The following is a 23,350-nucleotide window of genomic DNA, read 5'->3' on the forward strand; positions in this document are numbered from 1 at the left end:
AGAAAGGAGGACCGCGGTGCCGTTTCGCTGTGTGCGGATAAAGCCCAGCTAGTAAGGCGCGACCGCCGAGCGGTGGATATCGATATTGATTGCCTCGTTGATGGGCGGGAAAGCGCGCTGCGAGCAGTTTTCCCGGGCGCAGGTGCGACACCCTGGCCCGATGGGGGTGGCGGCGTGGAGATTGGTGAGGTCGAGGCCCTCCGCATAGACCGTGCGATCGGCGTGGCGGGCCTCGCAGCCCAAGCCAATGGCGAAGAGCTTATTGGTATCGCCGTAGCGTCCCTGATGGTGCTGCACGGCGCGGGAAATCCACAGGTAGTTGCGGCCATCGGGCATTTGCGCGAGCTGGCGCGAGATGACACCTGGACGGGTGAAGGTCTCGTAGACATTCCAGAGCGGGCAGGTGCCGCCGTTATTGGAAAAATGTACGCCGGTAGCGGATTGCCGCTTGGACATATTGCCGGCGCGATCCACGCGCACGAAGGTAAACGGAATGCCGCGCAGGTTATCGCGCTGCAGGGTGGAAAGCCGGGAGGCGACCGTCTCGTATCCCACGCCGAAGACCTGGCATAGGTATTCCACGTCGTAGCCGGCGCGCTCGGCCTCGCTGTGCATCATGGTATAGGGCATGAGTGTGGCGGCGGCGAAGTAGCTGGCCAGGCCGCGTTTTGCCAAGCTGCGGGAGGAATCAGAGGTAAAGGGCTCATCGGCCACGAGCACGGAGATCTGGTCCTGGGCCTCGAGCAGGCCGAGCTCGGCGGCCATGCGGAAGGCGCGTTGGCCCTCGCTCAGGCGCGAGGCGAGCGTGAACTGCCCGCTCTCGCGGTCAAAGCGGTGCAGAGTGCCATCCATCTGCGCCGTCAGCTCGATATCTACACTGTGTTTCTCGCGCAGCCGGTTTGCCAGCGCTTGCTCGGTATCGCGAATGCCGAACCCGGAAACGCCGAGGTCACCGGCAAGCTCCTCTGCGTGATGGTCCAGCCCGTCCAAGTAATTCTGCCGGGCGTAAAAGAAGTCCCGCACCTCATCGTGCGGCATGGATAGGGCAGCGGCGCTTTCCGATGTCCTCCTCGTATCCGTAGCCAGCGACAGCTTATCGCGTACATTGCGGTAGCGGCGGTGTACATCGACAAGCGTGCGGGCGACCGTGGGGTGGTTATACACCAGTTCCGATAGCTCCTGGAGCTCCACGGGGGAGGGGCAGAGCTCCTTGTCTTGGATGACGTCCTGGATCTCCGCGAGGAGGCGGGAATCATCATCGCGGGAGAAAAACGTGGCGTCGACGCCAAAGACCTCGGTAATGCGCAGCAGCACCGGCACGGTCAGGGGGCGGACGTCGTGTTCAATCTGGTTGACGTAACTGGCGGAAAGGCCGAGGGTGCCAGCTAGGGAGGCTTGGCTGAGATCGCGTTCACGGCGAAGCTGGCGAAGGCGAGAGCCCACATACGTCTTACTCATGCGCCAAAGATTACTAGTAGAAAGCGCGGCTGTGCATCTTTATGGCGAAAATTTTGTGAAGACTCTTCGCTACCTGGACACAGGGTTTGTGGGGTTTCATGCGAAAGTTTGACACATAAAGGGGTGGGTTAATCACTCACGTAACACGGGGTGGTGAAGCTCACAGTTTGGTCCACAAATATGAAACATCTGCATTGCGGAAATGAAGGTGCCCAAGGTAATAGCGTTTTCGCATTCTGCTTCTCAGGATACCCTTACCTAAAAGATCTCACCGCCTCATCGTGCCTGCGAACCGGGAGCAAATAACCGCTCGAAAATAACTAGTAACCAGCGGTTAAGCCCGGTTAAGGTGAGTATGACTATGGAGGTGTCATGACTTTAAAAAATCCGGACCGTGAGGCAATTGCTCACGGACACATCACTAATGAACCAATTCGTCAGAATCCCGGAACGCCATCGTGGGTACTGAAGCTCATCATGGCCGTTACCGGTTTGCTCTTTGCGCTTTTCGTGGTCGGCCACATGGCCGGCAACCTGAAGCTGTACATGCCGGCACACAACGGTGAGCCTGCCCTGGATGAGTACGGCGAGTTCTTGCGCTCTATGGGTGAACCGCTGCTGCCGCACGGCTCTGCCCTGTGGGTCATCCGCATCGTGCTGATCGTGGCAATCCTTGCCCACATCTACGGTGCCTTTACCTTGGCTTCCCGCTCCAAGGCATCCCGCGGCAAGTTCAAGCGCACCAACCTGATGGGTGGCCTGGATTCCTTCGCCACCAAGTCCATGCTGGTAACCGGTGTAGTGCTGCTGCTCTTCATCATCTTCCACTTGCTGGACCTCACCTTGGGCGTACAGCCGGTGGCCCCAGAGGCCTTCGTTGAAGGTTCTGTCAAGGCCAATATGATCGAAACCTTTAGCCGTTGGCCGGTCACTATCTTCTACGTGCTGGCAATGTGCTGCCTCTTCCTGCACCTGACCCACGGCATCCGCCTTGCCGCATCTGACCTGGGTATCACCGGTGCAAAATGGCGTCAGACCTTCTTGGTCTTGGCGTACATCATCCCGGCCGTTGTATGCATCGGCAACATCGTTATGCCTTTGTCCGTTGCCCTGGGCTTGGTCAGCTAAAGGAGATAGGAACCCATGACTACTACTGAACTCAAGCGTGAACACCCCAACTTCTCGCACCCAAAGTCCATCGTTGAGGGCGTCTCCGCTGGTAATATCCTGGAATCCCAGGAACCGCACGGTGTGCCGATGAAGGATATGTGGTCTCACCACGTTGACCACATGAACTTGGTCTCCCCACTGAACCGCCGCAAGTTCGAGGTCCTCGTCGTAGGTACCGGCTTGTCCGCGGGTGCTGCTGCGGCAGCCCTTGGTGAATTGGGCTACGGCGTCAAGGTCTTTACCTACCACGACTCCCCACGCCGCGCGCACTCCATTGCTGCGCAGGGTGGTGTCAACGCCTCCCGCGCCAAGAAGGTGGACAATGACTCCGCTTACCGCCACACCAAGGACACCGTGAAGGGTGGCGACTACCGCTGCCGCGAGTCCGACTGCTGGCGCCTGGCCAACGAGTCCGTTCGTGTTATCGACCACATGAACGCCATCGGCGCCCCGTTCGCCCGTGAGTACGGCGGCACCCTGGCCACCCGTTCCTTCGGTGGTGTGCAGGTCTCCCGTACCTACTACACCCGTGGCCAAACAGGTCAGCAGCTGCAGCTGTCCACGACCTCTGCACTGTACCGTCAGATCGGCCTGGGCAATGTGGAGCTTTTTGCCCACAACGATATGCAGGACATCATCACCTACGATGACAACGGCAAGAAGCGCGCGGGCGGCATTGTCACCCGCAACCTGATTACTGGTGAGCTCAAGGCCTTCACCGGCCACGCCGTCATCCTGGGTACCGGTGGTTACGGCAACGTCTACCACATGTCCACCCTGGCAAAGAACTCCAACGCCAGCGCCATGATGCGCGCTTATGACAAGGGCGCTTACCTGGCTTCCCCGGCGTTCGTGCAGTTCCACCCAACGGGCCTGCCAGTCAACTCCGACTGGCAGTCCAAGACCATTTTGATGTCGGAGTCCCTGCGTAACGATGGCCGCATCTGGTCCCCCAAGAAAGAGGGCGATGACCGCGACCCGAACAGCATTCCGGAGGAAGAGCGCGACTACTTCTTGGAGCGCCGCTACCCGGCCTTCGGTAACTTGGTTCCCCGTGACGTTGCCTCCCGTGCAATTTCCCAGCAGATCAACAAGGGCTTGGGCGTTGGACCGCTGAATAACTCGGTCTACCTTGACTTCCGTGACGCCATCGAGCGCCTGGGCAAGGACAAGATCCGCGAGCGTTACTCCAACCTCATTCAGATGTATGAAGAGGCCATTGGTGAGTCCGCCTACGAGACCCCAATGCGCATCGCTCCTACCTGCCACTTCACCATGGGTGGCCTGTGGACCGACTTCAACGAGATGACCTCTATTGACGGCCTCTTTGCCGCCGGTGAGTGCTCTTGGACCTACCACGGCGCTAACCGCCTGGGCGCGAACTCCCTGCTTTCGGCTTCCGTTGACGGCTGGTTCACCCTGCCGTTTACCATCCCGAACTACCTGGCTGACCACCTCAACGAGGACAAGCTGGCCGAGGATTCCGCTGAGGCACAGGAAGCCGTGCAGAAGTCCCAGGAGCGCATCGATAAGCTGATGCAGGTCCAGGGCGATGACCCGCACGGTCCGTCCCACTACCACCGCCAGCTGGGTGACCTGCTGTACTTCGGCTGCGGTGTGTCCCGTAACGTCGATGACCTGAAGGACACCATCGAGAAGATCCGCGCGCTGCGCGATGACTTCTGGAAGAACGTCCGCATCCCTGGTGAGGCGAATGACATGAACCAAGTCCTGGAATACGGCCTGCGCGTTGCCGATTACCTGGACCTGGGTGAGCTCATGTGCATCGATGCCCTTGACCGCGATGAGTCTTGCGGCGCTCACTTCCGCGAAGATCACCTTTCTGAAGAAGGCGAAGCCGAGCGTGACGATGAGAACTGGTGCTTCGTTTCCGCCTGGGAGCCGGGCGCGAACAAGAACGAGTTCATCCGCCACGCAGAACCCCTGTACTTTGACTCGATCCCGCTGATGACAAGGAACTACAAGTAATGAAATTGACACTTGAGATCTGGCGTCAAGCCGGACCCACCCAGGAAGGTAAATTCGAAACCGTCCAGGTGGATGATGCCTCCGAGCAGATGTCCATTCTGGAGCTATTGGACCACGTCAACGAAGGCTACATTGAGCGCGGCGAAGAGCCGTTCGCTTTCGCCTCTGACTGCCGCGAGGGCATCTGCGGTACCTGTGGTTTGACCGTCAACGGTCGCCCACACGGCCCGGGCCAGAACACCCCTGCCTGCCAGCAGCGCCTGTTCAACTTCAACGATGGCGACACCATTCAGCTGGAGCCCTTCCGCTCCGCTGCGTACCCCGTCATCAAGGACATGGTGGTTGACCGCTCCGCACTGGACCACGTGATGGAGCAGGGCGGCTACGTATCCATGGACGCCGGCACCGCACCGGATGCCGATACCATGCACATCAACCACGAGACCGCCGAGTACTCGCTGGACCACGCAGCATGCATTGGTTGCGGTGCCTGCGTTGCTGCCTGCCCGAACGGTGCGGCACACCTGTTCACCGGTGCCAAGCTGGTGCACCTGTCCATGATGCCGCTGGGTAAGGAAGAGCGCGGTAGCCGTGCCCGCAACATGGTTGCTGATTTGGAATCCAACTTCGGCCACTGCTCCCTCTACGGTGAGTGCGCCGATGTCTGCCCGGCTGGCGTCCCACTGACCGCAGTGTCTGCCGTTACCCGCGAACGTGCACGTGCTGCTTTCCGTGGCAAGGACGACTAAGCTAGAGTTATTCCGTAGGAATACTAGGAACGAGAGAAAGACAGAAAGACTCCGCCATGAGCGATAACACCCACGTAGTTGCTGACTACCAGAGCGAAACGTATCCGGAGTTCTCCGGCAAGATTCAGGACAACTACATCGAAGGCTACGACCCGGTATCCTTCGCAGCTCCTCACTCTTCCCTTCTCCGCACCTCCACGTGGGTCGGCATGGGCTTGATCCTGTCTTGCCTGCCAGCAGCCGGCATCCTCATCTGGGGCCTCGGCGTCTGGGACACCCCGCTGGGTACCGCAGGTGAAGGCAACTACGGTCTGACCATCGCCATCGGCGTCATTTCCCTGGTTGTGGTGGCCATCGCCGCCGCCGGCACCATCCACTATGGACGCCGCTACTACCGCCAGTACCGCAAGGAAACCGGCCGAGTTAACTAGTATTCGCTCTTAAAACACCTCCAGCCCCGCCTCCAATAGCATTGAGAACATGCCAGGAGGCGGGGCTGTTCCTGTTTTGACGGGGAGCTGGCGCTTGGCGATGCCCCCTTAGTACCCCACACCCCGCATCTGCTCGCGTTAGGGGAGGGGCTGCTGCCGGGAACAGCCGGTTCCTTCAGCTAGGACATAAAAGCACACAGGAAGACCTCTTAAGTCCTGAAATCAATCGGCCTTGTCGCATTCACGGCACGCTTATTCGGTGAAACCTTGTTTGACCGCGGCAATCATGTTGAAGTGCCCCGGGTTTTGTTCCTAGGCATGTGCCTTGATTTCTATTATTGCCTGTGGCGGGTTCTGCTTCCAAAACTCGGTTTCGACCTCGACCGGGGTTCGGTATCCCAAGCTTTGGTGGAGCCTTGTCTCGTTCCACCATGACACCCACTCGAACGTCGCGATTTCCACTTCGACAACGTCATCCCACCTGCGAGTATGGATGAGCTCATTCTTGTAGGAGCCGTTAACGTTTTCAGCCAAAGCATTGTCATTTCAGTCACCGACAGTCCCAGTAGAAGCGACAATCCCGTGCTGGGCGAGACGCTCGTTGTAGACAACGCTGACGTACTATAAGCCGTGATCCGAATGGTGAATGAGACCTGTTGTTTCCCTCGCACTCACAATCGCTTGATTGAGTGCTTGCAGCGGCAATGCCTGAAGTGCGCATGGAATCTGATAACGCCCATCCGACGATCCGCCGGGAGTAAACGTCAGTGACAAACGCGGTGTACACAAAGCCTTTCTTCGTGCGCACATAGGTAATGTCGGCCACCCACAGCTTGTTCGGGCCTTGGGCTTTGAACTCACGCCCCACTAAATCCGGGCGCAGATCCGGCACGTTGAGGTGTGCGGGTTGTGATAGGTGATCCGCCTTTGCCTTTGCCAGAAACACCAGCCAGGCGCATCAGCCGGGTAGCGTGCTCACGACCGATGTCGATTCCGTCACGGTGAAGCGCATGCCACATTTTCCGCACGCCGTAGACACCGTAATTATCCCGATGAACAGCACCAATGCGTTCAACTAGAACAGCATCACGAAGGCGACGAGCACTTAGCCCACGGGCTTTGGACTGGCGATAACCACGCGAAGTGATGAACCCACCAGCCCGGCTATTCTTTTAACGCCAGTGCAGATGAACTCGACAGAGAAATGATTGCGGTATTTATCGATGAACCGGATCATAACCGAGGCTTGGGGCCTGGTCGTGAGGCGAAAAAGCTGACGCAGCCTTCAGCAACTCATTGGTATCTCGAAGCTGGTGATTTTCACGGCGTAGCCTCGCGTTTTCGGCAGCCAAATCTTCAGGCACAGGTTCTGGGATGTTTCCCGCACGACGAGCAGACTTAAGTCCATAGACGAGCCGTGTGCCATGAAACCCCAACTTTGCAGCTACTGCCTGGCACGCGGCCTGCATCGACATGTTTTCCGCCACGATGCGGTCTTCCACGAGACGGACCACACGATCCTTCGCATCCTGGTCAAATTTTCTTGGCATATTCCAGATTTTCCCATCTACTCAAACGGAACAAAACCTGGGACACTTCAGTTGCTTTCGCTCCTTCAATATAGCCGTTGCATTCAATATCGCGTTTTGCTTTCCTCGCTCGCTGGGCAGCGCGCTTGTCTTCGATGTTGCAGATCATCAGCCACAGTGTCTTTAGTGCGGCAGTATCGTTTGGGAATTGCCCCCGGTTACGGGTAGCTTTACGCAGTTGGGCGTTGAGCGATTCGATGGAGTTGGTGGTGTAGAGCACTCGCCTGGCCGTTGGCGGGAACTGCAGAAACGGCACGAACCGCTCCCATGCGTCCCGCCAGACTTTGACCGACTGGGGATATTTCCGGCCAAGTTCACTGGCCTCGAAGGCATCCAGGCTGGCACGCGCGGTGTCCTCGTTAGCGGCTGTGTAGACCTCACGCAGTACGCGGGAGACTGCTTTACGGTCCTGGTAGGACACCCACCGGTTCGCAGCCCGAATCAGGTGCACAATACAGGTCTGCACCATGGAATTCGGCCAGGTTGCCTCCACGGCTTCCGGCAGGCCTTTTAAGCCCGTCGCAGCACACGATGAACACGTCTTGGACACCGCGGTTGGCCAGATCCGCACACACCGATGCCCAGAATGCGGCTCCTTCATTGTCCGCGATCCACAATCCCAGGATGTGCTTGATGCCGTCCATGTCGACACCAACCGCCATGTAGCAAGCCTTGTTGACCACGCGGTGGCCGTCACGGATCTTGACGCGTAGCGCGTCGAGGAAGAGCACCGGGTAAAACTCGTCGAGCTGGCGGTTTTGCCAGATCATGACTTCGTCCAAGACCGCATCGGTAATGGTGCTGATCGTATCCGGGCTCATATCCACCCCAAGGGTGGTTGCGAGATGGTGCTGAATATCGCGCACGGTCATCCCACCGGCGTAGAGCGAGATAATCATGTCGTCGAGCTCTGTGAGCCTGCGTGCACCCTTGGGCACCATGCGGGGAGTAAACGTGCCGGCACGATCCCTGGGCACGGTCACTTCCACCGCGCCGTAGCCAGAATTGACGGTCTTGGTGTAGGACCCGTTACGGTGATTGCTGCTCTGTGCGGTATCCACCTGCGCTTTGGCCTTGCGGTCGCAATGGCTATAGCCCAAATGCGCATCCATCTCCGCTTTAAGACCAGCGTTGATCGATGCCTGCAGCAGGCCTTTGACCAGCTCGCTTGCATCATCAGCAGAAGTCGACAGCTCGCTGATCAAGCTGGCGATTTCAGGATTTTCCATCAGCTTCTTACTGATCTCGTTGACCCTCGCCGGGTCATGGTTTTTCTTCGGTGACACCGTAGTCATTATCGGTGAAACTCCTTCTAGATCAGAGCCTCACACACAAACTTCCTGACACCCTCACCCATAGTGTTGGTGAACCACCCAAGATTTCGCGCGCAACAATTTGTTTTCGAAGAATCGATTATTGGTGCTGAGAAAAATATTCGCTCCAGGTAGTTGTTTACGAATTCCACGCAAAGTAATCATGAATTCACAAGTGCCTACATTCACGATCTATTGCACTTTCCCCATAAAGGCATGATGAATTAACTGTTTCCGGAGCTGCACCAGAATCTGCTTGGATCCTTCTACCAAGTGTTGAATTTTATCAAGCTTTTCCAAGGAATTTTCAATGCCCTCTGCAATCACCTTCTGAGAATCTAACGCAGGGATTCTGACGAGGATGTCATATATTTTCTTGCCGGAAATTAGTGGCTGCGCACTGGAACTCGTATTTTTTCGCAGATTGGTGTGTAGCAAAAGAAAGTAGAGAAACTTCTTGTCTATCTCGTTTTCATTGAAGTGCACGACCAGAGCGTTATCAGTTACCCAGCATTCTTCGTTCGTCATGTGGACAGAACCGCAATAAAATCCGACTCTACCGATTGTGATTGTTTCAGCTGGGTAACAGGACTGGTCATGGTATCCGGTAACGCCGTTGCCACCATAAACAGGAACGGTACCACCAGGGGCCATCTCTTTTGCCGTTAAGCCTTTTCCAGATGAGACCCTTATAATCTCGCCCAAGGGCTTAGTCTCCCAAACAGTGTCATGTACATTACCTTCATTTGAAACTCCGTGCCCCGCAAGCAATGTTCGGGCAATGCCAACCTTTCTATCTGAAAGATTGTCTAGAAAACTATCGAGTCGTTGTATGGCGTCGTCGATTTTGGCGTTAGTTTTCTCGATAAAATCAACGATACGTGCTTGCTCACCTAACGGGGGCAGACTAATCGGGAGCTGTAAAAAATCGGTCGCCTTAATCGATGGTGAATTGTCTCCTTTCATCTTTGCCGTCGCCATCGAAATGAACGTTGGGCTACAAAGGAAATGAAAAAGGTAGCGCGAATCAACTACTGGGGCAGGTGTGCAAACATAAAAACCAGTGCTCGCGATTGCTTCTGAGAATTCTGACCCTACACGCGCTATGTTCATGAGGTAGGGACGAACGAGAGAGAATAGGGTATCTCCGTCGTGCACCGCTCGAGATGCCCTGCTTGGCGCTTTGGACGCTGCAACGATTTTTGGGTTTGCTACTTTTTGGCACTTATTATTGACTGCATCGATATCGATGTAAGTAAAGGAGCCTCCCCTAGGTTTGCGTGTCTCCATGGGAAGTAATACCGTACCCAACCGCACCCACCGCCAGTCTCCAGGAACGGCGTATGGTTGTTCGGCCTCTGGAACGATGGCTTCGTTAGTGAGGTTACCCTCGTTTAGTGGACACCCGATTAGTGCGGATTTTGTGTCCGTAGGAGAGGATGTTCATTGTGAGTCAACAACGCCAGAAATACACGCCGGAGTACCGGCGTGAAGCCGCGAACCTAGTAATCGAATCGCAGCGCCCAATTGCTCATGTAGCGAAAGAAATTGGTGTCGCACCTGGCCTTTTAGGTCGGTGGGTAAAAAATGAGCGTCAACGCCGAGGATCCTCTGATGGGCTAAGCGAGGCTGATCTTCGTGCTGAGAACGCTCGTCTGCGTCGTGAGCTGGCAGAAGCCAAGATGGATAACGAGTTTTTGTCAAAAGCGACAGCCTTCTTCGCCGCAAAGCAACGCGATCAGAAAAGTTCGAATTAATGCAGCAGGAGAAGGCGAATTTCAGTATCAAGCGCATGGCGCGCTTGTTGAAGGTATCTCGGTCTGGATACTACAAATGGGCCCATATGCAGCAGCAACGCTTATCCGGTAATGATGATCGGACATCTTTTTACGATGATGTTGATCGCAAGATTCATCAGATCTGGAAAGACTCCGATGAGGTCTATGGTGCTCCGCGGATTACCGCAGAACTCGCCGATCGCTACCAGATCAGTGTGAATCGTAAGACTGTGGCTAAGCGGATGCGCCTGATGGGAATTGAAGGGATTTCACCGCGTGCTTTTGTGCCCGTGACAACGATTCAATCTAAACGTAAGTCGAGTCTTCCTGACCTGGTAAAGCGCATGTTTGATACCGGCGAGCTCAATCGAGTATGGATGTCAGACATTACCTACCTGCGAACCGGCGAGGGTTGGTTGTACTTATGCGCAGTTCGCGATGGTCATTCCCGCAGGGTGCTGGGCTGGGCTATGGATAGCGTGCAAGATACATTCCTGGTCGAACGAGCACTGCGGATGGCACATACACTGCGTGGTGACGTTCCTGACGGGCTGGTGTTTCACGCCGACCGGGGAACACAATTTACCAGCGAGCAGCTCTGGGAGGTGTGCCGCAACCTAGGGGTTGCTCAGTCTGTGGGGCGTACTGGGGTGTGTTTCGATAATGCGATGGCTGAGTCGTTCTGGTCGACGCTTAAGACCGAGTTCTACGACCGGAAGCGCTGGCCAACCCGCGATGCTGCGCGTCAGGCCGTTGCCTACTGGATTGAAGCCGTCTACAACCGTCGGCGCCGGCACTCCGCCCTTGGGATGGTCAGCCCCGTCGATTTCGAAAACCACACCAGCCTAACCACCAGCAGAAAAGAAATCGCTGCCTAACCACTAGGTAGCTCCACTACGTGTCCACGATTTGCGGGCAACCCCATTAGGAATCCCTTTGAAGTCTGTGATGAGCGGGAGTTTCATTGCCACTAATCTTCACCTTCTCCGAGGCTGAGATCGCTTGCTAGAGTGCGCAGGAGGTCAGCTGCTTCGTCAAGAAGGGTTGCGGCTTCGAGCGCGGATGCTGCTGGGGCAAAGTTTTCCGCGTCGAAAGTTTCTACTTCAACACGCATGAGGCCCAGATCTAGAGAGTCCTCTTTAGCGTTAATCTCGCTGCGCTTGAAGTAGGTTAGCCGCTCGTTTGCCAGCTGAGTTCGATCTTCAGCCAAATACGCTTTCTCAAAGTCAGCGAAGTGTTCAACGGTAAGTGGCGTACGCTTGCCGAACGAAGGCATCTGAGAACGAAGGTCGTAGAACCAAACTCCGCTGGTATTTCCTTTGTCGGTGAGTCCACGTTCGAAGAAGAGTACGTTGGTCTTGACGCCTGGGGCGTAAAAGATACCGGTTGGAAGCCTGAGGATAGTGTGTAGGTTGCATTTGTCCATCAGGTCTTCTCGGATGCGGCGGCCATCACCGTCAGCGAAAAGAACATTGTCTGGTAGTACAACCGCAGCGCGTCCACCTGGCTTAAGGCTTCGATAAATATGCTGCAGGAAGTTCAGCTGCTTATTTGATGTCGGGAAGGTTAGATCATCACGAGTTGCACGTTCCCCTCCCTTTTTCGTTCCAAATGGCGGGTTAGTCAGAACAACATCAAACCCAATAAAGCGCTTGCCGTCAGGCGAAAGCGTATCTCCTAAATGGATAGGGGATTCGATGCCATGAAGCATAGCATTCATCAACGCAAGTCGATGAGTGTCATGGACAAGCTCCACACCGGTAAATGCCTTCTTTACTTGGAAGTCGGCTTGATCTTCGTCCAGATCGAACAGGTCGTCTGTGTTGGCGCATACGTGCTCACTCGCAGCAATCATGAAGCCAAAAGTTCCACATGCGGGGTCGTTGCAGAGCTCACCAGGCTGTGGGTCAATAAGCCGCACCATAACGTCAATAAGGACACGCGGGGTGAAGTACTGACCGGCACCAGACTTTTTCTCGTTAGCGTTTTTCTCAAGCAGCCCTTCGTAGAGGTTACCGAGCCCCTCCTCACGAGCGGAATACCAATCCAGAGCATCAATTGACTTGATAATCTTCTCAAGGTTTTTCGGCTCATCAATATTTGTAGATGACGCAGCATAGATTTCATGGACTCGACCAGTTGCTTCTTCGCCGAGGTGTTGGAGCAGGTCACGGTAGAACCGCTTGAGTTCGATGCCGGACTTCGTGCGCAGTTCATTCCATCGGTATTGTTCGGGAATCCCGTCTTCTGCACCGGTTTCCTTGGCCATTTTCAAGAATAGGATGTAAGTCAGCTCGGTGACGTACTGATGGAAGGTGATTCCATCATCGCGTAGGACGTTGGACAGGTTCCAGAGCTTCGCAACGATCTCTTGATTGTTCATGCGGTTAGGTCCTCATACATATAGTCCTTAAGTTCAGAGACTATTTTGGCGAATTCGCCATCAAATGCAGCCTGCACTCGATTCAGTCCTCCCTGTTGTCTAAAGCGAGAGTCTGTATCGAAGGTGTCTGTTGAGATGAGTAACTCGTTTTCGAGGTACGCCTCAACGCGAGATATCCAGCCCTGCTGAACTCTAGTAAAGTCATGTTCTCTTTTCAGTTTGTCGATAGCAAGTTTCACCCGTTCCTTGTGGGTAAGGAGCGGAGATCCGAGTGCAAAACGGCGAATGAGTGAGATGATGTCTGCAGTAATCTCTTTGTTAGACACTTGCGACAAGGCTGAAGAGAGTTTTTGCTCGGTATAGCCTTTGCGGTCGAGCATGAGCCTTAGTGATTTCAGTTCCGCTCGGGTGAGTTCAGAAGGGCGAGTACACACTATTTGTAAGGCTGCAATCTCATCACTGTTTTGCTCCAGGAAGGATTTGAACTCTTCTAGATAGTCCTCAGGCTTTTGGGCGTTTCCAAAGTCCCTGGTGTGTGAGATGAGTTCATCTTCAGCCTCTGAAATCACTAGTTTTCGTGGGTCGCCAAAGGTCGAGTTGTCGAGGAAATCGAAGAACTGCGCGTGTTCTTGAATCCATGCGGCTGCATCTGCTGGTGAGGCTTCACGAAGTTCTTCAATCACTTCGGAGATCGTGTTTCCACCGCCAAGGTCTTTAAGGTGTTCAGCTGTAGTTTCGGCAATCTTGCGTCGTCTACGTTGGAGCTTAGCCACTACCTGTTCGATTGCTCGAGTAAGTTTGTCAGCATTAGTACCGGCGCGATCAATGTCCTCCATGAGATCTTTGAAGCTGGTATTGGGGTTCGCAACCAGTGGTTTCATGGTAGAAACCTTTTCAAGGGCTTCGTACACTCCTACCGGATCGTAGATTTCGAAGCGGTCTTTTGAGATTTCTGGGCATAGTCGCGTGGCTCGACCGAGCATTTGCTCGAAGAGGATACGCGACTTAACTCGCCTCATGAAAACCAATGACGTGATTGCTGGTACGTCAATACCGGTGGTGAGCAGGTCAACGGTGACAACTATTGATGGAAAACGCTCGTTCTTGAAGCGCTTAATTGTTTGCTCGATCTTCTTCTTGTTGCCGCCTGCGACTGAGCCGGTGATCTTCATAATCGCTTTTGGCTCAACCCCCTGGTCGGCATAGATGTCTTTAAGGAGATCGACGATGAGGTCAGCATGAGCGTCATCAACGGCATAAATGAGGGTTTTGCCGAATAATTCAGGCATGCTCGGATCAAGATCCCGAGCGATTTCTTTTAGAACCGTCCGGTTGAAGTTTTCGGTAATTACTGACCGGTTGAAGTCTTCCACTTCAAAAGTAACCTCGTCAGCCAATTCAGCGCTGTTGGCGATTTCTCCAGTAGCAGTGTCGTAGATCGGAAGAGTGTCGCCCTCGGCAAATCGAATACCTTCAGTTGCAAGCTTTGTTGTGAGGCGATGTGGTGCGTCGTGGTCAACGAGATAGCCATCCATGACTGCTTCACGATAGGTGTAGGTGTACACCGGTTGACCGAAAATCTCAGTTGTGTGTAACGCAGGTGTTGCAGTGAGCGCGATTTTCGTTGCATCGAAATAGTCAATTACGGACCGGTAGGCGGATTGGTAGTCAGATTGGTCCCGGTAGAGAGCTTCATGGGGCCCGAACCCCGGAAAGTGGACACGGGGATTTAATCAAGATGCGATAGTAAGTGTAGCTGATCCGGCGGCTTCGAAGGCGTTCGGCGAGCGATAGCCGCACCACGAGTGCAAGCGCTTGGTGTTGTAGTGCGTGCACCACCGGAACACGTCCCGACGACATACGATCTGACTTGGGAAAACGGACTCGTCCTGGAGGACTTCCCGTTTCAGCGTGGCGTTGAACGACTCCGCCAACGAGTTGTCCGCGCTCGTCCCGATTGCTCCCATCGACTGGGTGACACCGAATCGTTCACACAGCTTCCGGTATTGCCCAGAGGTATAGACGCTGCCATGATCGGAGTGAAAAATCGCCCCGTCAAGGTTGCCTCGGACCCCGTGGGCCATCGTGAGAGCTTCTTCGACCAACTCCGTGCGCATGTGGTCGGCGATCGCGAAACCGGTCAACTGCCGCGAATAGCAGTCGATGACGGTGGCCAGGTACATATTCGACCCGTCCGCGATCGGCAGGTACGTGATATCGCCGACGTAGATGGTGTTCGGTTTCTCCGCGGTGAACCGGCGTTTCAGCAGGTCGGGCAACTTCGGAGCCCGTTTCGCAGACACGGTGGTCTTCACCCGGCGTTTTTTGGTGTAGCCGAACAGGCCCATCTGGCGCATCAACCTGGCGGTGCGCTTGTGATTGAAAAGGTCGTCGTTGGCTGGATCGGAATTGATGGCCGCCGTCACGCGTTTCGCCCCGTAACAACCGTTCTCGGCCGTGAACACGGCCTTGATCCTCGCTCCCAGCACCGCGTCGTCAAGGACGCGTCGCCGGCGGGCAGGAGCAGCTGATTTCCATTTGTAATACGAGGACCGGTTGATCTTCAAAACCTCACATAACCGCTTGACCTCGTAGAGGCCTCGGTTGTCATCAACGAACCGGAAGCGGTTCACCAGTTCGTCTCTTCCGCGAAATATTTGGCCGCCTTGCGGAGAATCTCTCGTTCCTCCCGGAGCTTGGCGTTTTCGCGTTCCAGCACGCGGATGCGTTCGGCGTCGGAGAGTCCTTCAGCAGGCGTGCGTGCGCTGTTGGCTGCGGCAATGGGGCTGGCGACTTTTTCACCGTTGGCGTTGGTTTTGGTGCCGGTGCCGAAGGCGTCGAGCCAGGTGCGCAGGGAGTTGCGGTTGACCCCGAGATCGGAGGCGATCGCGTTGAGCGTTGCTCCGGGGGTCGACTCGTACAACGAGACTGCGTCGCGCTTGAACTGCTCAGTGTAGGTCTTGCGTGGCATGGTGGAAAGGTACCTCACTTCCCCAGCGAGATGCTGGTTTCAAGGTGTCCACCATCTGGGGGTCAGGTCCATCTTCGGTCATTTCTTTATCAAGCAAATAACCTCGGTGAGCTTCGTCAACAATGATCAAGTCGTAGTCAGTAACGGATGGTTTGCGTGCCTGAGTATCTTCAGTAGAAGGTTCTGGGTAGAACAGGCGCTTCACCATTCCTTGGACCGTTGAGACATGCACACGTGTCTCAGGGTCAACGTCGGAATCGTCTAAACCATTAATTGAATAGAGTTCATCCAGCGTCAGCAATTCCTCTAATCGGACATCCTTAAAGGTATCCAAAGCCTGAGTGCCTAGTGACGTACGGTCAACCAAGAACAAGATTCTGCGGAACCGATTAGTCTTCAAGAATCGATAGATCATCCCAAGCACTGTTCGGGTTTTGCCAGTGCCGGTGGCCATGGCAAGTAGCGCGTGGTGGTTTCCTTCGCTGATCGCGTTCTCAGCAGCGTGGATTGCATCGACCTGATATTTACGCAGATTTAAGCCAGTACTAGATGTGAGCAGATCATCGTTCAGGTTGTCGAGTGCCTCCTGCGCAGCTTGTTGATCAGCATCAAGCATTTCGAGAAGACCCTGTGGACTTGGCCATCCAACTAATGCGCGTGGAGAATTTAGTGGGTTACGCACATCCTGAAACCAGACGCCAGATTGAGTCTTGTATTGCTCTATATATGGGCGACCATTCGTTGCAAAGAGGAATGGTACCTTGAAGGCACCCCACTGACCCATCGTAAACTCTACGTGCTCATCTTTAATAAGCCGCCCGTAATCGGCAGCCTGAAAATCCAAAACTGATGGGATTGCAGAGTGCTCTGCCTTTGCTTCAATCACACCAACGAAATTCAAACCTACGAACAAGGCATAGTCAGCTCGGCCTTGCCGCCCTACCGTGGAATCAGTAGGCCACTCAGCAATAGCCTGATTTAGTCCCTCAACAGGGCGTGTGCCCTTGCTGTACCTTAGGTTTTCAGTATCAGCATCCCAACCCACTTGACGAAGCTGCTCATCAATGAGGAGCCTCGTTTCAGCTTCTGTTTTTGGACGCTGATTCACCGCAGCAGTAGAACGCTGGGAACGTTTCGCTTTTGACACCGCTGGTGCCTGTTTAGCCTTTGTGCCATCGTCCTTTGCAAGTGCGGCAGTCTCTTGCTCCAGCCAATCGGTAGCCTGATCAGTTAGGGATTTTTCAACTGGGAGTACATATTTTGATGCCTCCACATTTGGGTCACCATATGTAGCTTCAAACCACCAAGCAAGGGAATGAACCATTGGCAAAAAGCGCTTTGCATCTTCTGTTGTTCCCCAGTCCTTATGTGCCGCCTTGTTTCGGGCTTTGCGAACCAGATTCAAAATATCGACAACTTCGCGAGGCAGCAGACCTTCACGAGAGAGCATGTCAATCCGCTTGAAAGCTGTGCTTTTATTTGGAGGAGTCAAACGATCGAACTGGAATATCAGCTCTACAATGCTTTCGCATAGAATGCCGAGCTTCATCACAGAGGTACTCGGGTCGGTATAAAGGTATGATTCAGCTAAAGTTCCCAGGTTTTCCAATGAAGGGAAACTATTTTTTAGAAATTCGAAGTTAGTCACTTCCAACCTCCTGGCTATTTCCGATTGTGCAGATATCTGAAATATCGCATTCGAGTGCTTCGAATATTCTTGCGAGTACTTGTGTTGACACTGTCTCATCCCATCCCATCTTGGTGATAGTGGCGCTTGAGAGGCCGGTTGCTTTACGTAGGTCTTGTTTTGTCATGTCTTTGTCAGTGAGAGTCTTCCAGAGAGGTTTGTAACTGACCACTGGTGTCGTCATTCGAAATCTTCCTCTTCTGCAACGTCTATGACGCCTTTCAGGTAGCCGTAACGGCCGTTTTCGGTGTCTTTGGTAAAATCAATGATATTCCCCATAATGGTGCGGTCAACCCCGGGAACTTCGTCGGTGTTCTCCAGGATGATGATTTGCTGGGTGTATTGCCTCTTGCGTCAGATAGGTGGAGAGTCCCTCACGCATGGATCCTGCTGCTTCTGCACGACCTTGGTCGAAACCTTTAAGTGCAGAGTCGATGACCAGGACTCCTGGGTAGTGCGGTGAGCTCCGTTCCCGAGCGTGTCAAGTTGTTTGTGTGTGGAGCTGGGTTTATAGGTATTTGTCGAAGCGGTCGGGGTAGGCCACGGCCATTTGGTTGATGGCTTGTGTCCACCAAACAGGGGTCAGGCCCTCCATCTTCTTATGCGGGTTAGGTACCTACACACACAAACCATCAGACACTCTCGATTGGCCCATCAACATCCCCTGTTTCAAAGCTCTCACGTACTAAAGGGTCAATCGAAGACCAGCCGCGAAGGCTAAAATATCCCGTTGCAATATCAATTCGGTGATATGACGGAAAACTTTCGAAGACCGAAGCTAAGTTTTGTTTCAGGGGTTTGATTGTCATAGATAGAAGGCGCGGAACCAGTTTACGTATAGGTATCCATGTGCAAAGGCTATTCACCGGAAAGCGCTGGAAATGGAACGTGACCTTCGAATAAAGATCAGGATCCGTAGGGGCATAGGTCTAACCCCTAACTGAATTGGTCGCGTGGTTTAGCGAGTGTTTTAGGACGCACTAGTGTTAGAGAATGAAGCTCGAAAGCACCTTCCCAATCCCAAGGAGACCACATGAACCACCGCGCGGACGAAGGCCTCGAATCGGCAACCGCTTCGGCACCGGAGCCGGAAACTGCAACGGCGCCGTCGGGCGCTGCTCCCGTTCCGCAGGCCGGTAACCAGGAGGCCCGGCGGGCGGACTTGCGGCGGTGGAAGGCGATTGCGCTGTCGTTCCTGATTGGTGCGGCGGTGATCTTTTTGGGGTGTTCGTGGTGGCAGGCGTCGGAAAGCGGGGCTCCAGTGTGGGTGGGCTACGTGCGTGCGGCGGCGGAGGCCGGCATGGTCGGTGGCCTGGCGGACTGGTTTGCGGTGACGGCACTGTTCCGCCGGCCGATGGGCCTGCCCATTCCGCACACGGCGCTGATTCCGAATAATAAGGACCGCGTGGGCGATGCGCTGAAGGACTTTGTGGAGGAGAACTTCCTTACCGCGGATGCGCTGAGTGCCAAGGTGCGGGAGGCGGAGCTGCCGCTGTGGTTGGCGCGCCAGGGGGCAGCACCCGGCAAGGCGGAGGAGGTCTCCGAATGGATTGGCCAGCGCGCCGCCAGCGTGGTGGAGGACCTTGACCCGGCTGAGGCGGAGCAGTTCATCCGCACCCAGGTCATGGACCGCCTGGCGGAGCCGGAGTGGGGGCCGCCATTGGGCCGGTTGCTGGAGGGCTATATCGCGGACGGCAAGGCGCGCCCGCTGGAGGATGACCTCATTGACTGGGCACACAAGAAGATTCTTGGCATGGAATCGACGGTGGTCACGGCCATCGATGAGCGCATGCCCGGGTGGGCGCCGCGCTTTGCCCGCGAGATGGTGGGGGACAAGGTCTATAGCGAGCTCGTTAATTTCGCCGAGGAAGTTCGCCGCGATGGCAACCACGAGGCCCGCCTGGCCATTCGCCGCAACCTATCCAAGCTGGCTGCGGATCTGCAGTGGGATGCGGATATGCGCGAGCGCATTGAGAACATCAAGCAAGAGATGCTTGCCTCTGATCAGGTGCAGCAGGCGCCGGCGGCGATGTGGCGCACGATTTCTACCACGCTGATTGATCAGTTCAATGACCCGGAGTCCTTCCTGCGGCAGAAGATGACGGCCAAGGTGAAGGAACTAGCGCACCGGTTGCTCGAGGATTCCGAGTTCTTGGCCCAGGCCAATGATCTTGTGGACAAGGCCGCGCGCTACGCGGTGGAGAAATTCGCCCCGGAGATCATCGCGATCATCCCGGAGACCATCAAGCGCTGGGATGCGCAGGAGGCCTCGCAAAATATCGAGCTGATGGTGGGCAAGGATCTGCAATTTATTCGCCTTAACGGCACTATCGTCGGCTCCCTGGCAGGCTTGGCCATATATGCTGTTAATCATCTCATTTTCGGCGCCTAATGCGCCGGAATAATTCATCACACGGAGGATTTCATGACTGAGAAGAAGAAGCTTTTTGATTCCCTGAAGGAAGCCGGTGCGTCCGCGCTAAATACCGCCAAGGATTTCGGCGGCCGCCTGCAGGAAGAGCGCGAGAACCAGGGCGCGCAGGGCGCAGGTGCGCAGGGCCCACAGGGCGATAAGGACGGCATGCTGGATAAGGCCACCAACACCGCCAAGCAGTGGGGCGCGTCCATCAAGAAGGCCGCGGAAGAAACCCGCGACTCGGAGGCTTTCTCTGAGGCGAAGGACAAGTTCGCGGATGCGTACCAGGAAACCCGCGAGGGCGTGAAGGACGCGTATGGCTATGCCCAGGAGCGCGTGAACGAGAAGAAGAACGCGCCCAAGAACGGTAATTCCGCTGCGGCGGACAAGGACGATAATATTATCGATGGCGAAGTTATCGATACCGACGAACCCACGAATTAATCTGCATGTACCTCTTACTTGACATTGCCTATAATTTTCCCATCTACTTCTTCCAGGTCCTGACCATTACCGCCATCATCGGGGCCGTGCTCGCGGCATCTACGCGCGAGGACGCGTTTCGGGCCGGCGACCGCAAGGGTAAATGGGTATGGGTAGGCCTACTTGCGGGCTCGGCGGTTGCGATGGCTACCGGCCTCCAAATTTTGGCGTGGATTGGCACGGTCATCACCGGCATCTACTGGTTTGACGTGCGCCCGCAGCTCAAGGCCATCATCAACGGCGACTACAGCTACTAAGCATGAAAAATCTCTTGCACGCTTCCGCCACTGAGGTCAGGGAGCAGGCCGCCGGGCAGCATGTTTTGGTCTCGCCGCATCACGTGACGGTGGCGGCCGCAGCCGATCCAGCGGGCATTACGGCCGTGGCGGGCTATCCCACCGGCCGGCACCACACGCTCATCAAGGCTTCTGAGGCCCGCCTGGCCATCCAGTCCGGCGCGGACGAGGTGTGGGTCAGCGTTGATGCCACGCTTGCCGATGTTACCCCTATCCTCTCCGAGCTCGTCGCCATCCGCGAGGCCTGCCCGGACCCAGCCCGCGTGGGCCTCATCTTGCCGGAGGTGGAGCCGGCGCGGTCCCTCGCGGAAACCGCCGCCGCCCAGGCGGGATTTCACGCACTCGTCATAGAAAAAGGCAGCGAGCTGTCCAGCTCGCTGCCCGTCGTAGAATTTCCCACCGCCTAAGTCTCTCCCTAGGTCGGCCGCTTCTGCGGCCGACGTTGTTAGGCGGCTTTCTTCTGTTCGTCGCTTTCGCCCGAGAAGTGTTCCAAATCATTCAAGGGAACATCGGTGCCCGTAAAGGTGAGCGTGAGCTTGCCATCGCCCACGTCCACGGATTCGACCTGCAAGTCCTTGGCAATGAGCTCATCAGACATGCCTTCCTGCAGTGCCTCGGAAATGGAACTAGTTGCTTGCTCAGGAAGCGACAGGCCAAAGATGGCGGCCTCGGTGGCATTGATCTCTAGCTTGCCGTCGCGGGCGGTGGGCTTGAGCGAAAGGCTGGCCAAGCCGCCGCCGAACTTCACTTCCAGCTCGTCGCTCTGGTCATTCGCGGTGATTTCAGTAACCACCATATTCCCAATGGTGTCGCTGCCGGATTGGTCCGAGATTCCTTTTTGGAAGCTAGCCAGCAGGTAGTCATCCGGAACGGTGGTGGTGGCGCGGAGGGAGCCGGCCACTGGGTTATCCGCATCCGTGGACATATCTTCCACGTGGATTTCGGAGGCGGGTTGCCCCTTGATCTGGGAGCCTTCGATCTGCAGGGTCGACGGCGTGGTCATGTCCATCTGGGAAATCGAGCCGCGCATAAGCCCAAAGAGGAGGGGGCTGCCGCCAAAGCTTACCGAGGGATCTTCCGTTGCCTCGATGCCTTCTTCTTTGGCGCTATTTTTAAACTCCTCGGTCATCTGATTACTAATGAACCAGCGCAGGCCAAATTCGGCGATGAGGATGATAATAAGCAGCGCTACGAGGACGCCTACGACAATTTTCCAAGCGAGCGATCCGCCCGATTTCTTTGCAGCCATGACTACCAGTGTGGCGCATGAGGCGGCCGGTGGCAATGTGTGCTGGATATTAGCGGGGCGCGATGCTCTCCCAGCTCACAGTGAGCGTATTATCGCGCAGCCGGCGGCGGGGAGGATGGAGGTTAAAGGGGGCATCGGCAAACAGGGCTTGTGCCATGCGCCATCGCACCCGCGGGCCGTGCGGGGCCCACCCAGCGGCGCGATCCCAGGCCCTATCGGCGGCCTGCAGGAGCTCGTGGATGGGCTCGCCGGGCACGTTGCGGTGGATGAGCACTTTGGGCAGGCGCTCGGCCACATCGGAGGGGCGGGCCACGTCGAAGGGATCCCACGCGAGCGTCAGCGTCTTCGGGCCATGCTGATCGAGCAGGATCCACGCCGCGCGCCGGCCCAGCTCATCGCAGGTGCCTTCCACGAAGAACCCGCCAGGGGCCAGGCGGGAACACACCGTCTGCCAGGCCTCCGCAACCTGGTCCACGTCGTATTGGCGCAGCACATTAAAGGCACGCACCACCTGCGGACGGTAGCCCGCAAGCTCAAATCCGCCCAGCTCAAAGCGCACGCCATCGCGCGGCGGTAGCACCCGGTCCGGGTGGATTTCCAGCCCGCGCACATCCACGCGGGGATTGATGCGGCGCAGCCACCGCGCCCACTCCACGGTGGTGGTATGGGAGGCACCGTAGCCCACGTCGAGCGCGAGCGGGGTGCGCACGTGGCGCAGCAGCGCCGAAATTTCTGGGTGGGCGACCATCCACCTATCGCAGCGCCGCAGCCGGTTGTAATTGGTGGTGCCGCGGGTAATAACGCCAAAAGGCCGACCCGCTGCTGCGCTGGCGCGCAGGTTATGAGCGTGGTCGGCCATGGGAATCGGTGGATTCTAAGGTTGGGAGTGCCTTAGGAGTTTTCAGAAATCCACTGTTCGGTCAGCTTGCCCTCGTTATCAAAGAGCTCTGCCAGGGATTCGCCCACCTTCGGCTCGATGGCTGCGCCCATCATCGGGATCTTGACGGAGATCTCGTTGGTGTAGGTCAGCTTGGTCATCTCGCCCTCGCCGGCCAGGGAAATATCGCCCTTGAAGTCCACCGGGGTGCCCTTGACGTCAGCGGTGTAGTTGACGTCAGCGGCCTGGCCGTTGAGCTCGCCCACGGTGACCACGCGCTTGACCTTGAGGTCCTGCGAGACCATGGCGCGCACTGCCTCTGGCAAAAGGGTGGTCGGCAGGACCTCGTAGAGCGTGGCTACGTTATCGGAGAAATCGTGAACCTGGCCTGCCTCCGGGGAAAGGTTTGCCACGATGTACTCCCAGTACCCCTGGGTGAGCAGCGCCTTGTGAACCATGTCGATAGGCTGATTGATGGTTACGGTGTTTTCACTACGAGTTGACATGCTTA

18 protein-coding genes and 3 pseudogenes are annotated in these 23,350 nt (G+C 55.9%); 9 read left to right on the forward strand and 12 right to left on the reverse strand.

Going from position 1 to position 23,350, the window contains the following annotated elements:
• Positions 1 to 48: 48 nt before the first annotated feature.
• Complete coding sequence (gene ramB, locus ACLI1O_RS01345; RefSeq protein WP_284771959.1) at positions 49 to 1,458, reverse strand: acetate metabolism transcriptional regulator RamB; 1,410 nt, start codon at positions 1,456 to 1,458, stop codon at positions 49 to 51.
• A 372-nt stretch (positions 1,459 to 1,830) separates the two neighbouring features.
• Between ramB and ACLI1O_RS01350 the strand changes: the two genes are divergently transcribed.
• From ACLI1O_RS01350 to ACLI1O_RS01365, 4 genes are read left to right on the forward strand one after another with little or no spacing between them, the layout of a single operon-like run.
• Positions 1,831 to 2,586 (forward strand): succinate dehydrogenase cytochrome b subunit, encoded by a 756-nt coding sequence (locus ACLI1O_RS01350; protein WP_284771958.1) that lies wholly within the window; start codon positions 1,831 to 1,833, stop codon positions 2,584 to 2,586.
• 15 nt (positions 2,587 to 2,601) lie between these two features.
• The gene (locus ACLI1O_RS01355; protein WP_284771957.1) at positions 2,602 to 4,617 is read left to right on the forward strand and encodes a fumarate reductase/succinate dehydrogenase flavoprotein subunit; all 2,016 of its coding nucleotides are present in this window, start codon (positions 2,602 to 2,604) and stop codon (positions 4,615 to 4,617) included.
• Positions 4,617 to 5,366 carry a succinate dehydrogenase/fumarate reductase iron-sulfur subunit gene (locus ACLI1O_RS01360; protein ID WP_284771956.1) on the forward strand — a complete coding sequence of 250 codons (750 nt, stop codon included), beginning with the start codon at positions 4,617 to 4,619 and terminating at the stop codon, positions 5,364 to 5,366. Before ACLI1O_RS01355 ends, ACLI1O_RS01360 begins: the two co-directional genes overlap by 1 nt.
• Before the next feature lie 56 nt (positions 5,367 to 5,422).
• On the forward strand, positions 5,423 to 5,797 hold the full coding sequence (locus ACLI1O_RS01365; RefSeq protein WP_005276566.1) for a hypothetical protein: 375 nt from the start codon (positions 5,423 to 5,425) through the stop codon (positions 5,795 to 5,797).
• A gap of 312 nt (positions 5,798 to 6,109) precedes the next feature.
• On the opposite strand, the pseudogene ACLI1O_RS01370 reads toward ACLI1O_RS01365, so the two are convergent.
• The 3 genes and pseudogenes from ACLI1O_RS01370 to ACLI1O_RS01380 form a co-directional block, all read right to left on the reverse strand.
• A pseudogene (locus ACLI1O_RS01370) lies at positions 6,110 to 7,347 on the reverse strand (IS3 family transposase).
• Positions 7,331 to 8,681 (reverse strand): annotated as a pseudogene (locus ACLI1O_RS01375) (IS256 family transposase). Before ACLI1O_RS01375 ends, ACLI1O_RS01370 begins: the two co-directional pseudogenes overlap by 17 nt.
• Positions 8,682 to 8,891: 210 nt before the next feature.
• Positions 8,892 to 9,989, reverse strand: coding sequence for a restriction endonuclease subunit S (locus ACLI1O_RS01380; RefSeq protein WP_411706905.1), 1,098 nt, complete (start codon positions 9,987 to 9,989; stop codon positions 8,892 to 8,894).
• 149 nt (positions 9,990 to 10,138) lie between these two features.
• On the opposite strand from ACLI1O_RS01380, the gene ACLI1O_RS01385 reads away from it, so the two are divergent.
• Positions 10,139 to 11,355, forward strand: a protein-coding gene (locus ACLI1O_RS01385) for an IS3 family transposase (RefSeq protein ID WP_411706906.1) whose coding sequence is annotated in 2 segments (ribosomal slippage) — positions 10,139 to 10,400 and positions 10,400 to 11,355 — 1,218 coding nt in all. Because the reading frame shifts where the segments join, the coding sequence is not laid out codon by codon here.
• 92 nt (positions 11,356 to 11,447) lie between these two features.
• Here ACLI1O_RS01385 and ACLI1O_RS01390 read toward each other — a convergent pair.
• From ACLI1O_RS01390 to ACLI1O_RS01410, 5 genes and pseudogenes are all read right to left on the reverse strand, one after another.
• Positions 11,448 to 12,860 (reverse strand): N-6 DNA methylase, encoded by a 1,413-nt coding sequence (locus ACLI1O_RS01390; RefSeq protein WP_284849792.1) that lies wholly within the window; start codon positions 12,858 to 12,860, stop codon positions 11,448 to 11,450.
• A pseudogene (hsdR, locus tag ACLI1O_RS01395) lies at positions 12,857 to 14,542 on the reverse strand (type I restriction-modification system endonuclease); the annotation flags it as partial. The gene ACLI1O_RS01390 and the pseudogene hsdR, both read right to left, overlap by 4 nt.
• Before the next feature lie 51 nt (positions 14,543 to 14,593).
• Positions 14,594 to 15,831 (reverse strand): IS3 family transposase gene (locus ACLI1O_RS01400; protein ID WP_411701846.1). Its coding sequence is split into 2 segments (ribosomal slippage): positions 14,594 to 15,504 and positions 15,504 to 15,831, totalling 1,239 coding nucleotides; the frame shifts between segments, so codons are not numbered across the junction.
• On the reverse strand, positions 15,809 to 17,479 hold the full coding sequence (locus tag ACLI1O_RS01405) for a DEAD/DEAH box helicase family protein (RefSeq protein ID WP_411706907.1): 1,671 nt from the start codon (positions 17,477 to 17,479) through the stop codon (positions 15,809 to 15,811). Before ACLI1O_RS01405 ends, ACLI1O_RS01400 begins: the two co-directional genes overlap by 23 nt.
• Positions 17,472 to 17,702: a helix-turn-helix domain-containing protein gene (locus ACLI1O_RS01410; protein ID WP_284772329.1), complete on the reverse strand. Its 231-nt coding sequence runs from the start codon at positions 17,700 to 17,702 to the stop codon at positions 17,472 to 17,474. The genes ACLI1O_RS01405 and ACLI1O_RS01410 overlap by 8 nt, the downstream gene beginning before the upstream one ends.
• A gap of 849 nt (positions 17,703 to 18,551) precedes the next feature.
• Between ACLI1O_RS01410 and ACLI1O_RS01415 the strand changes: the two genes are divergently transcribed.
• The 4 genes from ACLI1O_RS01415 to ACLI1O_RS01430 are packed head-to-tail and all read left to right on the forward strand — an operon-like array spanning position 18,552 to position 21,120.
• Positions 18,552 to 19,910, forward strand: a complete 1,359-nt coding sequence (locus ACLI1O_RS01415; protein WP_284772056.1) for a DUF445 domain-containing protein — start codon at positions 18,552 to 18,554, stop codon at positions 19,908 to 19,910.
• Between the two features lie 33 nt (positions 19,911 to 19,943).
• Positions 19,944 to 20,378: a CGLAU_01105 family protein gene (locus ACLI1O_RS01420; RefSeq protein WP_284772057.1), complete on the forward strand. Its 435-nt coding sequence runs from the start codon at positions 19,944 to 19,946 to the stop codon at positions 20,376 to 20,378.
• Positions 20,379 to 20,383: 5 nt separating this feature from the next.
• Positions 20,384 to 20,674, forward strand: a complete 291-nt coding sequence (locus ACLI1O_RS01425) for a DUF2516 family protein (protein WP_284770986.1) — start codon at positions 20,384 to 20,386, stop codon at positions 20,672 to 20,674.
• Between the two features lie 2 nt (positions 20,675 to 20,676).
• On the forward strand, positions 20,677 to 21,120 hold the full coding sequence (locus ACLI1O_RS01430; protein ID WP_284772058.1) for a deoxyribose-phosphate aldolase: 444 nt from the start codon (positions 20,677 to 20,679) through the stop codon (positions 21,118 to 21,120).
• Positions 21,121 to 21,158: 38 nt separating this feature from the next.
• Here the strand turns inward: ACLI1O_RS01430 and ACLI1O_RS01435 are convergent, their stop codons facing one another.
• The 3 genes from ACLI1O_RS01435 to ACLI1O_RS01445 are packed head-to-tail and all read right to left on the reverse strand — an operon-like array spanning position 21,159 to position 23,345.
• Positions 21,159 to 21,962 carry a DUF2993 domain-containing protein gene (locus ACLI1O_RS01435; RefSeq protein ID WP_284772059.1) on the reverse strand — a complete coding sequence of 268 codons (804 nt, stop codon included), beginning with the start codon at positions 21,960 to 21,962 and terminating at the stop codon, positions 21,159 to 21,161.
• Positions 21,963 to 22,011: 49 nt separating this feature from the next.
• Positions 22,012 to 22,821 carry a class I SAM-dependent methyltransferase gene (locus tag ACLI1O_RS01440; RefSeq protein WP_411706908.1) on the reverse strand — a complete coding sequence of 270 codons (810 nt, stop codon included), beginning with the start codon at positions 22,819 to 22,821 and terminating at the stop codon, positions 22,012 to 22,014.
• A gap of 32 nt (positions 22,822 to 22,853) precedes the next feature.
• Entirely contained in the window at positions 22,854 to 23,345 is a 492-nt protein-coding gene (locus ACLI1O_RS01445) for a DUF2505 domain-containing protein (RefSeq protein ID WP_284772061.1), read from the reverse strand.
• Between the last annotated feature and the right edge of the window lie 5 nt (positions 23,346 to 23,350).

Source organism: Corynebacterium sp. LaCa78 (assembly GCF_046717505.1).
Classification (GTDB): Bacteria; Actinomycetota; Actinomycetes; order Mycobacteriales; family Mycobacteriaceae; genus Corynebacterium.

Bases quoted from the DNA above. Each gene is read 5' to 3' on its own strand.
- ACLI1O_RS01390 (WP_284849792.1), bottom strand. From the start codon at position 12,860: ATGAACAATCAAGAGATCGTTGCGAAGCTCTGGAACCTGTCCAACGTC.
- ACLI1O_RS01355 (WP_284771957.1), top strand. From the start codon at position 2,602: ATGACTACTACTGAACTCAAGCGTGAACACCCCAACTTCTCGCACCCA.
- ACLI1O_RS01410 (WP_284772329.1), bottom strand. From the start codon at position 17,702: ATGACGACACCAGTGGTCAGTTACAAACCTCTCTGGAAGACTCTCACT.
- ACLI1O_RS01440 (WP_411706908.1), bottom strand. From the start codon at position 22,821: ATGGCCGACCACGCTCATAACCTGCGCGCCAGCGCAGCAGCGGGTCGG.
- ACLI1O_RS01445 (WP_284772061.1), bottom strand. From the start codon at position 23,345: ATGTCAACTCGTAGTGAAAACACCGTAACCATCAATCAGCCTATCGAC.
- ACLI1O_RS01425 (WP_284770986.1), top strand. From the start codon at position 20,384: ATGTACCTCTTACTTGACATTGCCTATAATTTTCCCATCTACTTCTTC.
- ACLI1O_RS01365 (WP_005276566.1), top strand. From the start codon at position 5,423: ATGAGCGATAACACCCACGTAGTTGCTGACTACCAGAGCGAAACGTAT.
- ACLI1O_RS01380 (WP_411706905.1), bottom strand. From the start codon at position 9,989: ATGGAGACACGCAAACCTAGGGGAGGCTCCTTTACTTACATCGATATC.
- ACLI1O_RS01420 (WP_284772057.1), top strand. From the start codon at position 19,944: ATGACTGAGAAGAAGAAGCTTTTTGATTCCCTGAAGGAAGCCGGTGCG.
- ACLI1O_RS01350 (WP_284771958.1), top strand. From the start codon at position 1,831: ATGACTTTAAAAAATCCGGACCGTGAGGCAATTGCTCACGGACACATC.
- ACLI1O_RS01435 (WP_284772059.1), bottom strand. From the start codon at position 21,962: ATGGCTGCAAAGAAATCGGGCGGATCGCTCGCTTGGAAAATTGTCGTA.
- ACLI1O_RS01415 (WP_284772056.1), top strand. From the start codon at position 18,552: ATGAACCACCGCGCGGACGAAGGCCTCGAATCGGCAACCGCTTCGGCA.
- ACLI1O_RS01430 (WP_284772058.1), top strand. From the start codon at position 20,677: ATGAAAAATCTCTTGCACGCTTCCGCCACTGAGGTCAGGGAGCAGGCC.
- ramB (WP_284771959.1), bottom strand. From the start codon at position 1,458: ATGAGTAAGACGTATGTGGGCTCTCGCCTTCGCCAGCTTCGCCGTGAA.
- ACLI1O_RS01360 (WP_284771956.1), top strand. From the start codon at position 4,617: ATGAAATTGACACTTGAGATCTGGCGTCAAGCCGGACCCACCCAGGAA.